The following is a 14,156-nucleotide window of genomic DNA, read 5'->3' on the forward strand; positions in this document are numbered from 1 at the left end:
CTTAAGATAATAGTAATATTTAAGATAATAATGCAATAATGTTTAATATATAAAACATTATAAATTAGAGATAAAAATAATATAAAGAAAGGGGGATTTTTATGACACCACTTATAATCCTTACTGGACCGACTGCGGTTGGAAAGACAGATTTATCAATTCAGCTTGCAAAGGCGGTTGATGCGGAAATAGTATCTGCGGATTCAATGCAGATATACAAGTATATGGACATAGGAAGTGCTAAGGTAACTGAAGAGGAAATGCAAGGAGTTAAGCACTATCTAGTAGATGAAATAGAGCCAGATATGCCGTTTTCTGTATCTGAATACAAAAGAATGGCAGAGGAATATATAGATGAAATTTCTAGTAGAGGAAAAAATGTAATAGTTACTGGAGGAACAGGACTTTACTTAAATTCTTTAATATACGATATGGACTTTGGAAAATCTGATGCAAATCAGGAATTAAGAGATAAATTAAACAAAGAACTTGAAGAAAATGGCCCTGCGTATATGTACGAAAAATTAGTTTCATTAGATAAAGATGCTGCTGAAAGAATTCATCCAAACAACACAAAAAGAGTTATAAGAGCAATAGAAGTTGCGATGAGTGGAGAAAAGATGAATGACTTCTCAAAGGATTTAAGATACAATAAAAAGTATAGACCAATTATAATAGTTTTAAATAGAGATAGACAGGCATTATATGATAGAATAAATCTAAGAGTCGATATAATGCTAAAAAATGGTTTAATTGAAGAAGTTAAAGGACTTTTAGATAGAGGATATACAAAAGATATGATTTCTATGCAAGGAATAGGATATAAGGAAATTATAAAATATTTCGATGGAGAGTATACTCTTGAAGAAGCTATAGAAATAATTAAAAGAGATTCTAGGCGTTATGCAAAGAGACAGCTAACTTGGTTTAGAAGATATGAGGATGCAAAATGGTTTGAAATCGATAAATTTGATTCAGCCGAAGAATTAAAAGATGCAGTTGTTTCTTATGTTAAAGAAATGCTTTAGAAATAAAATTTTTGATTTTTATTTTAATAATTATTTAATTTTAAATTTAATATTTTTTAGGGGGATTAGAAAATGAAAAATACAGTATTAAACTTACAGGATTTATTCTTAAATCAGGCAAGAAAAGAGAAAAAGGCTGTTTTCATATATCTTGTTAATGGTGTAAAGGTTAAAGGAATTGTAAAAGGATTTGATAGCTATGTTATTTTATTAGAGGGAGAAGATAAAAAACAGAGCTTAATATACAAACACGCTGTTTCTACTGTTCAGCCAGTAGATAACATAAGCATAATATATTAATATATAAAGAAAAGGAGCAAGAAATGTTAGACATTACAAGAGATTTTTTAAAAGAACACTACAATATAGACGATGAAATGATGAAATTCTTAGAAGAGGTTATGGAGGACATCAAATTTAAATTTGATGAAATCAAAGAAATAAGAGAATACAATCAGTACAAAGTATTAAGAGCTATGCAGGAAGCCAATTTAAGTGATAATCACTTCAACTGGACTACTGGATACGGATACAACGATTTAGGTAGAGAAAAGATAGAAGAAATATATGCAAAAGTATTCCACACAGAAGATGCACTTGTTAGACCTATAATAGTCAACGGTACTCATGCACTATCATTAACTGTTCAAGGATTAGTAAGACCTGGAGATGAAATATTATCTATAACATCAGCACCTTACGATACTCTTCAGGGAGTTATAGGTATAAGAGAAGAAAAAGGATGCCTAAAAGAATACGGTGTTACATACAGTCAGTTAGATTTTAGAGAAGATGGAAATATAGATATAGATGGTATAGAAGCTAAAATAAATGACAGAACTAAATTAGTTATGATACAGAGATCTAAAGGATATGAATGGAGAAAATCTCTATCAATAGAAGATATAGAAGAAGCTGTTAAAGAAGTTAGAAGAGTTAAACCAGAAGTTATAATAATGGTTGATAACTGCTATGGTGAGTTCTTAGATACTAAAGAACCAACAGATGTTGGGGTAGATATAATGGCTGGATCATTAATCAAAAACCCAGGTGGAGGACTTGCTTTAACTGGTGGATATATAGTTGGTAGACATGATTTAGTTGAACAGATTTCATATAGATTAACTTGTCCTGGTATAGGTAAGGAATGTGGTCTTACATTTGGAACTACAAGAAGTGTACTTCAGGGATTCTTCATGGCTCCTTATGTTGTATCTCAGGCGGTAATGGGCCGGATATTCTGCGCTAGAGCATTTGAAAAAATGGGATATAAAGTACTTCCAGCTTATGACGATTTAAGAAGTGATATAATACAGTGTGTTCAGCTTGGAAGTCCAGAAGAAGTTGTTAGATTCTGTGAAGGTGTTCAGTATGCGGCTCCAGTTGATTCATTCGTTACACCAGTTCCATGGGCAATGCCAGGATACGAAGATGAGGTTATAATGGCTGCAGGAGCTTTTGTTCAGGGTTCTTCAATAGAGTTAAGTGCTGATGCTCCAATAAGACCACCATACAATGTTTACTTCCAGGGTGGACTTACATTTGACCATTCTAAGATGGGTACATTAAAGGCAATAGAGAGAATAAAAGATTTACATAGAGAACAGGGAAAATAAGATTTTTCTGATACATAAAGGGTATCTTAAATTTTTCTATAAATATCTATTTTTAGCAAGAACTTAAAATAATAATAATTTCATTCTCCAGGCTTCGACGCCTCACAATGTTAGAGTAAAACATTTAAAGGTTGTGAGGCGTCTCCAGATTGTCGAATGATAATTTATTATTATCTTTGCGTTCTAAAATAGATATTTATTCTAAAAATTTTAAGATACCCTTTTTTATATTCAGAATAAAATCTTATTTATTGAATATTGAATGTGCTTTCAGATTATAGAGATTTTAATTAAAAATTATTTATTAAATGTAGAAAATGTTATAATAAATATATTATGATAATTAAATAATTATGGAGAGTTAGTATGAAAGATGTTAATAGGTTAAAAAAGCTTCTTCTTTGGGATTTGTTGAGCGAAGAGGAAAAAATTTTAGTTGAGAGTAATTTATATAATGTGAGTTTTAAAAAAGGAGAGTTGATTCCTAAAAAATCCGAGAGTTGTTTTGGAATTATTTTTGTGAAGAAGGGATCTCTTAGAGTTCATATTATTTCAGAGGATGGTAGGGATGTTACTCTTTATAGGATAAGAGAAGGTGAGATGTGTACTTTATCTTCCTCTTGTGTGTTAGATGCGATAACTTTTGAGGTGCATATTGAAGCAGAGGAAAATACTGAAATAATTAATGTGCCTTCTAATATATTTAAAAAAATTATGGAAGATAATATTTATTTAAAGGCATTTATGTATGAGGGAATTGCAGAGAGATTTTCTGATGTTATGTGGGTTATGCAGCAAATTTTATTTATGGGGATAGATAAAAGAATAGCGATATTTTTAATGGAAGAAAGTGAATCTACAGGAAAAGAGAAGATTAAGATAACTCATGAGCAACTTGCAAAATATATTGGAAGTGCAAGGGAAGTTGTTAGTAGGATGCTAAAGTATTTTGAACAGGAGGGAATAGTTTCTCTTGGAAGAGGTAGTGTTGAAATTTTAGACAAAGATAAACTTATAAAAATAGCTAAATAAAATTTAACAAAATAAAACTCAAAAATTAATAAAAATATAATAAAAACGTATAAAATAAATGTAATAAATTATAAAAAGTTGCTTTTTATGTGATTATGTCACAGAATAGGCAGCTTTTTTTATTGTAGAATATCATCATGATATTGATATAATAAATAATTTTGTGGTGAAAGGGAATAATGATATGCAAAAGAATAATAGTATTAATAAGAAAATGAAAAGATTTGCATCTGTAGATGAGTCACTTTGTGTGGCTTGTGGATGTTGTGTGAAAGTTTGTCCTAAGGAAGCAATATCTGTACCAAAAGGAATTTATGCAGTTGTTGATATTGAAAAATGTGTAGGATGTGGGCTTTGTGCTAAAGAATGTCCAGCATCTGTTATAGAAATTAAAAAAGAAGAAATTATAATAAAAAATGATAAAGTTGGAGGTACAGTATAATGAAAAAACAGAAAAAATGGTACGATTATTTATGGATAGTGTCTCTACTTTATCTAGTTTTAGGATTTTTTAATATAATGTTTGCTTGGCTTGGGTTAATTTGTTTCTTTGTTCCGCTGATAATTTCAATTGTGAGTAGGAATAAGGCATATTGCAACAGATATTGTGGAAGAGGTCAATTATTTGGAATACTTGGTGGAAAGTTAGGTCTTTCAAGAAAAAAAGATGTTCCTAAATTTTTGAAGAGTAAATGGTTTAGATATGGATTTTTAGCTTTCTTTATGTTTATGTTTGGAAATATGCTATTTTCAACATATCTTGTATTTAAAGGAACAAATAGTTTAAAAGAAGTTGTTACAATACTTTGGACTTTTAAAGTGCCATGGAGTTTTGCGTTTAATGGAGCAAATGTACCTGCGTGGGTGGTGCAGTTTGCATTTGGATTTTATAGTGTGATGCTTACATCTACTATTCTTGGTGTGATTACAATGCTTCTGTACAAACCGAGATCTTGGTGCGTATACTGTCCAATGGGAACAATGACACAGGGAATTTGCCGGATAAAGAATATGAAAAAATAAATCAAAATTTAATTCTTTTAGATAATTTACAAGATTAACTATATTTGCTATAATTTGAATATAAATATAATTTTGTAAGAAAGGGTTGACGTAGCTATGTTATTATCTGAAAATGTACATACATACATACATACATACATACATACATACACAGCATAACTATGCCCTTAAAAGAAAAATTTAATAATGTTAAACTAGCACAGGATAATTATATAAAGTAATACTTTATGTATATTTTTCTGTGCTTTTTATATGCTTTATTTATTGACTTATATGAAAATCTTGGGTGATATTATTAATTTTTAAGTTTTTAATATATATAAGTCGATAAAAATAATTTATTAAAAGGAGAGAGATTGTTATGAAAAAGCAAAAATTAGTAGCAGCTTTGATGTCTATTGCACTTGGAACGTCGACTGTTTTTTCTACGGTAGCATTTGCTGAAGGAACTGTTTTGCCAAATAGTGGTGTAGAAATGGGAACTGCAGAAAGTAGTAATGTAGTATTGCCAAGTGGCTTAAAACTTAATTGGGGAGATAATACGGTATATTATAATGGAAACTATTTTACAAGTCTTGAGCTAGCATTAAAAAATGCTTATACAGATATTGCTGCAACTGGAGCTAAAGAAATTTATTGTAAACCAAATTCAAATGTAGGAACAATGACACATGAAAATATATCTGGTGATTTAACTATTTATGGAAATGGCGCATCTGTTATAGGTAAAGGAGAACATGATTTAAATATTGATAACGGAGTTCCTTCAAATAAAGATATTACCATTACAGTAAAAGATTTGAATGGTATTGCAGCTTGGGGAGGAAGAAGTACTGGACATACGATTAATTTAAATTTTGAAAATTGTAAGAATATGCATAAGATTTTGTTTAGAGGTAATGTAAATAAATCTACTGGAGCTATTAATATTAATGTTAAAAATTGTAGCTTTGATAGTGATAAAGGGGGACATAAAGACACTTCTATTCACAGTCTTTACAAGGGTTCTATTAATGTAATTGATACAACATTTAACAAAATAGATGTAGCAATAAACTTAAATAATAAATCAGAAGGTAAACAGATAATAACTGTTGAAAATTGTGAATTTATTAATTGCGGATTAGGAACAGAGACAGATACAAGTACAAATAAAACTTACGCAGCTCCTATACGTATAGTAGCTCAAGATGGTGCAACATCAAACTTAATTGTAAATGATGCAACTTTTATTTACAATACAACGGATTCAAAAGGGAATATAATTAAAAGTTGTAACGGAGATATATTATTAGGTGATGGACGTGCGTTTGAAAAAGATGAAGAAATAAAAAATCAAGGTACAACAACTTTATCAATGAGTGACACAAATGCTGATGTTATGGTTCAAGAAAGAGAATATTACGATTCAAATGGAAATGTTGCTAATCCAAATAACGGTGCAACTACACCAGTGAGCAATAATCAGGTAGTTAAGCCAGATAGTAAAAATCATTTTACTGTTACTGACAAACCAGTAGTTCCAGATAAACCGGTTAATCCACCAGTATATCCATCAATTCCATCTGAACCAGAAAAACCAGAAGAACCTATAAAAACTGAAATAATTGGTAGTAACAGATACGAAACAGCTGTAAAAATAGCTGATGAGATGGGATACTATGACACAGCAATACTAGTAAATGGAGACAAATCTCTATCAGATGGCCTATCAGCATCATCTCTAGCAGGTAAAGAAAAAGCTCCAATATTACTAGTAAAACAAAACACAATACCTAGAGAAACTTTAACTAGAGCTTTAAAAGCTAAAAAAGTATACATAATAGGTGGTACATCAGCTATAAGCAAGGATGTAGAAAAACAATTATCTGGAAAAGAAATAGTAAGAATAGATGGTAAAAATAGAGTTGAAACTTCTGAAAAAGTTGCAAAATTAGTTGGTAATTATGATGAGGCTTTCATAGTAAATGGAAATACTGGTGAAGCCGATGCTATATCAGTTGCTTCTGTAGCAGCAAAAAATCATGCTCCTATATTATTAACTAATGGTAAATCATCAACACATAGCAAAAAATCAGGAGTTGACTACTATGTTGTAGGCGGAAATGCTGTTGTCTCAGATTCTTTAGTATCTAAATTTGATGCAGAAAGAATATCTGGATCTGACAGATATGAAACTAATAGAGCCGTTATTGAAGAATTCTATCCTAATGAAAATAAATATTACTATACTAAAGGAGATTTATTAGTTGATGCTTTAGCAGTATCTCCTTTATCTAAGGACAATGGTGTAGTTTTAGTATCACCTAAATCAGACAATAGTATATTAAAAGATAAAGATTTAGTTCAAGTTGGAGGAATGGACTTTGAAATAAATCTAAAATAATATTTAAAATAGATTAAAATTACTTCAATTGTAAAGGTTTAACTATAAAATTAAAAATTTGAATTTGGGACTGTTGCATATACTGTATCAGTCCCTTTTTATTTAAATTCTTTTATAAATTTACTAACTAAAAAAATCATTATAAATTTTGATTTAATAATTTTTACACATATAGTAAATTTATATAATATTATTTGTGAAAAAACTTTACATAAAAATGAAATTATGAGATACTTGAATCAAAGGAAAATTTGTATGAAAATTACAAAAATATAATATGTGAGGAGAGATTACTATGAAATTTGTAAAAAAATTAAGTGCTCTTACTTTAAGTGCTGTATTGTTTGGGAGTTCGATAGCCCCAGTATCTGCTGCATCAAAATCTGAGATAGTAGGTGCTAACAGATACGAAACAGCTGCAAAAATAGCTGATAGAATGGGGAATTATAACACAGCTATACTTGTAAACTCGGACAAAAGCTTAGCAGATGGATTATCTGCATCTAGTTTAGCAGGTAAAGAAAATGCTCCCATACTTTTGGTAAAGAAAAATTCTATTCCAAAAGAAACACTTAAAAGACTTCAAAATGTCAATAAGGTGTACATAATAGGTGGAAAGGCAACTATAGGATCAGATGTTGAAAGTAAATTATCTGGTAAAAATATTATAAGAATAGAAGGTAGAAACAGAATCGAAACATCTGAAAAAGTTGCAAAGCTTGTAGGAAACTACAACAAAGCTTTCATAGTAAATGGAAATAAAGGTGAAGCCGATGCAATGTCTGTTGCATCAGTTGCTGCTAGAGATAAAGCACCTATACTTTTAACTAATGGAAAAACTTCTAAACAGGGTAAAAAATCAGGAGTTACATACTATGTTATAGGTGGAAAATCTGTTGTATCATCAGGGCTAGCTTCTAAATTTGGTGCAACAAGACTTTCAGGAAATGATAGATACCGGACAAATAGAGCTGTAGTTAAAAAATTCTATAGTAAGTCTAAGAAATTATATTATACAAAAGGAAATCCTTTAGTAGATGCACTTACAGTATCATCTTTAGCTAAAAATAATGGAGTTGTTTTAGTATCTAAAAACTCTGATAATAGCATACTAAAAGGAAAAGATATTGTTCAGGTAGGTGGAATAAACTTTAACGTTGATTTATCTGGAAACTCTAAGCCAGTTATAACAACTAAAAAAGATACTGTAACACTTGAATTTTTAGGTGAATGGGATTTAAGTGGATACGGTCTTAGAGCTTATGACAAAGAAGATGGAGATTTAACTAATGAAATAATGATTATAAATCCTCCAATAATAATTTATCCAGGGACATATAAATTAAACTTAGAAGTATCTGACTCTAAAGGTGCAAAAGCTTATAAAACTTTAACTCTTATAGTAAAAGAGCCAAGTGGAGGCTCAGGCAACAAGCCAGGTGGAAATAAACCAGGAGGTAACAAACCGGGTGGAAATAAACCAAGTATAAATGTAAACTCTGAAGCATATCAGTCTGAATACAGAAAAGAATTCTATAAATTAATAAATGCACACAGAGCTTCTCATGGAAAACAGCCTCTAACACCAGAATCTGGATTAGAAAGATGGGCATATTTAAAATCTAAACATATGGCTGATTATAATTACTTTGATCATTATTACAACGGACAGCTTATACATGAGATGTATCCTAATGAAGGTGGAAGTGCAAGATTTTCAGCAGAAAATATATATTATGCTCGGGGATATACTCCAACAGCAAAGGAATTTGCACAACAGTCTTTCAATGGATGGAAAAATTCTAAAGGACACAATGAAAATATGCTAGAAGGTTCATATAACCATGTAGGAGTTGCAGTTTATCAATCAAATGATGGTAAAATATATGCAACAACTGATTTTGGGTGGTAATATATAATCTTATATAGCAAATATTTAAATCTTTAATATAGCTATATAAGATATATACTAACTAAATAAATATACTAACTAAAAAATTAGAGAGCTTCGGCTCTCTTTTTTTGTATGTATTTAAAAAAGTATTTATATTTATGTAAAAATATTTATCTTTGATTCAAAGTGGATATAAAATTCCTAAAAAAGTACATACATGATATAATAAAAACAGTGAAATTCAATTAATAAACAAATTAAAATTTGAGGAAGGAAAATAAAATGGAAGCTAAGATAAAAAATATAGTAAATGAAAACAGCAAAGAAATGATAGAATCTTTAAAATCTGCGGTAAGAATAAATAGTGTTATGGATGAAAAAACAGCGACAGAAACAATGCCATTTGGTAAAGGAGTAGACGATGCTCTTAGAAAAACTTTAGAAATAGCAGAATCTTTAGGGTTTAAAACAGTATATAAAGACGGATACTATGGATATGCAGAAGTTGGAGAAGGAGAAGAACTTATTGGAATATTAGGACATATAGATGTTGTACCTGTAGGTGATGAATCTAATTGGAAATTCCCTCCATTTTCAGCAACAGAAGAAGACGGCTACATATATGGAAGAGGTACACAGGACGACAAAGGCCCTACAATAGCAGCTATGTATGCTGTTAAATCACTTTTAGAGGCAGGAGTAACGTTTAGTAAAAGAGTAAGATTTATAATTGGTGGAGATGAAGAAAATCTATGGAGATGTATCTCAAAATATACAGAAAACGGTGAAGAAATTCCTTCTATGGGATTCACACCAGATTCTTCATTCCCTGTTACGAATGCAGAAAAATCTCTAGTTCAGTTCTATTTAAGAGGAAAAGGATCTAAAAATTTAAATTTAGCTATATCAGGAGCATTAAATGCTGTTCCAGGAGAAGCTAATTATACAGGAGAACTTGCGGATAAATTATCAGATAAGCTAGATGAATTAAAGTTTGAGTATAAAAAAGAAGAAAATCAGGTAACAGTTATAGGAAAGAGAGTACATGCTGCATCTGCTGATAAAGGAATAAATGCAATAGAAAGACTTTGTAAAGCACTTTATGAAATAGGTGTAAAAGATGATGTAGTTAGATTTGTAGCTGAGTTATCTGATTCTGTTGGAAGCAAGATACTTCCTAACTGCATAGATGATGTTTCTGGAATACTTACTTTAAACTTAGGTGAACTTATAATAAATGAGAATGAATCTGTTCTTGGATACGACTCTAGAATACCTGTAAAATACACTATAGAAAATTTTGAAGATGCAATCAAAGAAAAGTCCTCTGAATATAATTTAGAGTTTGAAGAGTTTGATAGATTAAAATCTCTTTATGTCCCAGCAGATTCAGATCTTATAAAAACACTTGTATCTGTATATGAACAGGAAACAGGTCTTGAAGGTACTCCTTTATCTTCTGGTGGGGCAACTTATGCAAAAGCACTTGATAATTGCGTTGCATTTGGAGCTATGTTCCCATTTGATGAAAAAACTGAACATCAGGAGAATGAAAGAATAAATATAAAAAATCTAATAAAAGCGACAGAGATATATGCATTAGCTATATATAGATTATTATGCTTATAAATATAATTGTTGGATAATAAAAAATAATTTTTAATTATAAAAATAGTCAAAATGTATTTATTTAATAAAGAAAAAGAAGAAACAACTTTAACCTAACATTCAAATTGGAAGTTGAAGGATTTATTGTTGACTAAAATATATATTATAAATTGAGCTTAAAATAAGCAAAAAATATTTGTACATAAAATAAAAGATAAAATATATGAAAAAATAAAATGCAAGTAGATAAAATTCTACTTGCATTTTTTATTTATGTAAATAATGTGAACTTAATATAGAATAACGATGAATATACAGAGTAAGAGTAGAATTTATTATGATTATATATAGAAAAATAGAATTTAATAAAAAATTATTATTAGAAATACTTGTAATTTCAATAATTTAGAGTATTTATTTCACTATTAAATATTTTAAATTTAAAAATGAAAGATTACTTTATAAAGAAGTTACAATTTGTAATTATTTGATTAATTTTCTGAAAAATGATAAAGTGTATAACAATAGCAGTAGAAAAGTAATAAATAAAAAATTATGTACTAGAAAAATACTGCTAAAAGAGAATGAAATTATAAACAAGAAAAGGAAGTGTTCAGTTATGATTGAATTTAAAGATGTTTCAAAATCATTTAAAGACAAAAAAGTACTGGATAATGTATCTTTCAATATTGAAGAAGGGGAATTTATTTGTATAATCGGAGGAAGTGGCTGCGGTAAAACAACCGCCTTAAAAATGATTAATAAATTAATACTCCCAACAGACGGAACTATATACGTTAATGGAAAGGATATAAGTAAGGAAAACGAAATAGAACTTAGAAGAAATATAGGATATGTAATCCAACAGACAGGTCTTTTCCCTCATATGACAGTTAGGGAAAATATCGAATTAATACCAAAAATAAAGAATAAAAGAAATAAGGAAAAAGAAGGAAAAAAAGAAGAAGCAGAAAAACTTCTAGAAAATGTAAGAAATGTTCTTACAATGGTTGGACTTGATCCAGATGAATATATGGATAAATATCCTGTTCAGATGAGTGGTGGTCAGCAGCAGAGAGTTGGAGTTGCCAGAGCATTTGCAAGTAATCCAGACATAATATTGATGGACGAACCATTTAGTGCACTAGATCCAATAACAAGAAACCAGCTACAAGACGAGCTTGTAGCACTACAGGATAAATTAAGAAAAACAATAGTCTTTGTAACTCATGACATGGGTGAAGCTATAAAACTAGCTGATAGAATTTGTATATTAAATGAAGGAAAAATCCAGCAGTTTGATACTCCAGAGCAGATATTAAAACATCCAGCAAACGACTTTGTTTTAAATTTTGTCGGAAAGAAACGTATCTGGGATTCTCCAGAGCTTATAAAAGCAGAAGATATAATGATAGAAAATCCAATAGTTTGTATATCAAGACTAAAAGCTATCAAGGCTCAGAATATAATGAGAGAGCATAGAGTCGATAGTTTAATGGTAATAGACGAAAATAGAAAATTCTTAGGTAAAGTATATGCATCTGATGCATCATTAGAAGTCAATAGAACAAAGAGAGTATTAGATATAATGGATACAAATTGCGTATCTGTATCACCTAGAGATTCTATAGTAGGTGTGTTAAATAAAGCAAAGGAATTTAATATGTACACAATTCCGGTTGTGGACAATGAAAAATTAGTAGGGCTTATAACAAAGAGTACACTTGTTACAGCACTTTCTAAGAAATACGATGAAAGTGAGGTTGAATAAAAATGAGTGGTTTTATAGAATATATGCAACAAAATTCAGGAACAGTTTTAAACTTGTGTATTGAACATATACAGTTGACTGTAATAGCAATCGCTATAGCAATACTTATAGGTGTTCCTCTTGGGATACTTATAACATACTTCAAACCAGCTAAAAAGCCTATAATGGGTATGACTAATATCATACAGGCGATACCTTCAATGGCTCTTTTAGGTTTTATGATTCCTTTATTTGGGATAGGTACAAAGCCTGCAATAGTAATGGTTACTCTATACTCATTACTACCTATTATAAAAAATACAGTTGCAGGACTTAATAACATCAATCCAGATACAATAGAGGCTGCAAGAGGTATAGGGCTTGATAGATTCCAGATTCTATACAAGGTACAGATACCACTAGCTGCTCCAGTTATAATGGCAGGGGTTAGAATAAGTGCCGTTGGTGCAGTTGGTCTGATGACACTTGCAGCATTCATAGGTGCTGGAGGACTTGGATACCTAGTATATGCAGGTATTCGTACAGTAAACAATGCACAGATATTAGCAGGTGCGGTTCCAGCTTGTATACTTGCATTATTAATAGACTACATATTCTCAGTACTTGAAAGAGTTGTTACTCCTAAAAACTTACAGCTTTCTATTAATAGAAGTAAATTTGCAAAAATAAGAGATAAGGTTGTAGTAGCAGCACTTTGTATAGCACTTATAGGTAGTTTTGTATTTAGTGCATTTTCAAAGGTAACATCAGATAGAGAGATTACAATAGGTAGTATGGACTTTACAGAACAAGAAATTCTAAACTACATATTAAAATATTATATAGAAGATAATAGTGATATTAAGGTAAATCAGTCACTTTCACTAGGTGCATCTTCAATAGTATTGGATGCTATTAAAGGTGGAGATGTCGATTTATATGTAGACTACACAGGAACAATATACGGAAGTGTTCTTGGAAAAGAGCCTAACAGCAATGTAGAAGAAGTTTATAATACAGTAAAAGATGAAATGAAATCTCAGTACAACTTAAATGTATTAAAATCATTAGGATTTAATAATACATATACATTAGCTGTTAAGAAGGAAACTGCAGAAAAATACAACCTAGAAACAATTAGTGATTTAGCTAGAGTTTCTAATAAGCTAGTATTTTCTCCTACATTGACATTTGTTGAAAGAAAGGACTGTTTAGTAGGTCTTCAGGAAACTTATCCAGTAAACTTTAAGGATATCATTCCAATAGATGGATCTCCAAGATATACAGCTTTAATGAGCGGCGAATGTGATGTTATAGATGCATACTCTACTGACGGACTTCTTAAAAAATTCGACTTAAAGGTATTAAAGGACGATAAACAGTTCTTCCTACCTTATAATGCGATACCTGTTACAAATGATAGGGTAAAAGAAGATTTCCCGGAAGTTGAAAAGCTTTTAAATGAGTTAGGTCAGTATTTGAATGAAGAGACAATGGTAGACTTAAACTACAGAGTTGATGAGTTGAAACAGAAACCATCAGATGTGGCTAAGGACTTCCTACAGGAAAAAGGATTAATTAATTAAATAAGAAATATGAGGCTGTTGCAAATTTTGCAGCAGTCTTTTTTTATTTGCTATCTGTTTAGGAGTGGATAAGTCAAAATTTCTAATTCTTATATTTATTAGTGGTATTGAATTTAGTGTTTAAAATTGTTGCGATGTATTTTTATTTTGATTATAATAATTAAAGTAGTAAAAATAAATTTAAAAGTAATTATATTTAATAGATTTTAATTATTATTTCAAGGGGGTAAGAA

At 30.1% G+C, this 14,156-nt stretch carries 11 protein-coding genes; all 11 read left to right on the forward strand.

Annotation, left to right across the window (positions count from 1 at the left end; translation table 11 throughout):
* Positions 1-101 precede the first annotated feature (101 nt).
* The 11 genes from miaA (at position 102) to ACK2WO_RS07965 (ending at position 13,923) form a co-directional block, all read left to right on the forward strand.
* Positions 102-1,028 carry a tRNA (adenosine(37)-N6)-dimethylallyltransferase MiaA gene (gene miaA / locus ACK2WO_RS07915; RefSeq protein ID WP_414697352.1) on the forward strand — a complete coding sequence of 309 codons (927 nt, stop codon included), beginning with the start codon at positions 102-104 and terminating at the stop codon, positions 1,026-1,028.
* A gap of 72 nt (positions 1,029-1,100) precedes the next feature.
* On the forward strand, positions 1,101-1,328 hold the full coding sequence (gene hfq / locus ACK2WO_RS07920) for an RNA chaperone Hfq (protein ID WP_414697353.1): 228 nt from the start codon (positions 1,101-1,103) through the stop codon (positions 1,326-1,328).
* Positions 1,329-1,351: 23 nt separating this feature from the next.
* Entirely contained in the window at positions 1,352-2,644 is a 1,293-nt protein-coding gene (locus tag ACK2WO_RS07925) for an aminotransferase class I/II-fold pyridoxal phosphate-dependent enzyme (RefSeq protein WP_414697354.1), read from the forward strand.
* 366 nt (positions 2,645-3,010) lie between these two features.
* Positions 3,011-3,676: a Crp/Fnr family transcriptional regulator gene (locus ACK2WO_RS07930; protein ID WP_414697355.1), complete on the forward strand. Its 666-nt coding sequence runs from the start codon at positions 3,011-3,013 to the stop codon at positions 3,674-3,676.
* Positions 3,677-3,860: 184 nt separating this feature from the next.
* Positions 3,861-4,118, forward strand: a complete 258-nt coding sequence (locus tag ACK2WO_RS07935; protein WP_414697356.1) for a 4Fe-4S dicluster-binding protein — start codon at positions 3,861-3,863, stop codon at positions 4,116-4,118.
* Positions 4,118-4,699 (forward strand): 4Fe-4S binding protein, encoded by a 582-nt coding sequence (locus tag ACK2WO_RS07940; RefSeq protein ID WP_414697357.1) that lies wholly within the window; start codon positions 4,118-4,120, stop codon positions 4,697-4,699. Before ACK2WO_RS07935 ends, ACK2WO_RS07940 begins: the two co-directional genes overlap by 1 nt.
* A gap of 361 nt (positions 4,700-5,060) precedes the next feature.
* Positions 5,061-7,085 (forward strand): cell wall-binding repeat-containing protein, encoded by a 2,025-nt coding sequence (locus ACK2WO_RS07945; RefSeq protein WP_414697358.1) that lies wholly within the window; start codon positions 5,061-5,063, stop codon positions 7,083-7,085.
* Positions 7,086-7,380: 295 nt separating this feature from the next.
* Positions 7,381-8,997 (forward strand): cell wall-binding repeat-containing protein, encoded by a 1,617-nt coding sequence (locus ACK2WO_RS07950; RefSeq protein WP_414697359.1) that lies wholly within the window; start codon positions 7,381-7,383, stop codon positions 8,995-8,997.
* A gap of 264 nt (positions 8,998-9,261) precedes the next feature.
* Complete coding sequence (locus tag ACK2WO_RS07955; protein ID WP_414697360.1) at positions 9,262-10,608, forward strand: Sapep family Mn(2+)-dependent dipeptidase; 1,347 nt, start codon at positions 9,262-9,264, stop codon at positions 10,606-10,608.
* A 598-nt stretch (positions 10,609-11,206) separates the two neighbouring features.
* A complete protein-coding gene (locus ACK2WO_RS07960; protein ID WP_178412863.1) occupies positions 11,207-12,358 on the forward strand; it encodes a betaine/proline/choline family ABC transporter ATP-binding protein in 1,152 nt (383 codons plus the stop codon).
* Between the two features lie 2 nt (positions 12,359-12,360).
* On the forward strand, positions 12,361-13,923 hold the full coding sequence (locus tag ACK2WO_RS07965) for a glycine betaine ABC transporter substrate-binding protein (RefSeq protein ID WP_414697361.1): 1,563 nt from the start codon (positions 12,361-12,363) through the stop codon (positions 13,921-13,923).
* The last annotated feature ends 233 nt before the right edge of the window (positions 13,924-14,156 follow it).

The sequence above is a fragment of the Peptacetobacter sp. AB845 genome, assembly GCF_047528295.1.
Taxonomy (GTDB): domain Bacteria; phylum Bacillota; class Clostridia; order Peptostreptococcales; family Peptostreptococcaceae; genus Peptacetobacter.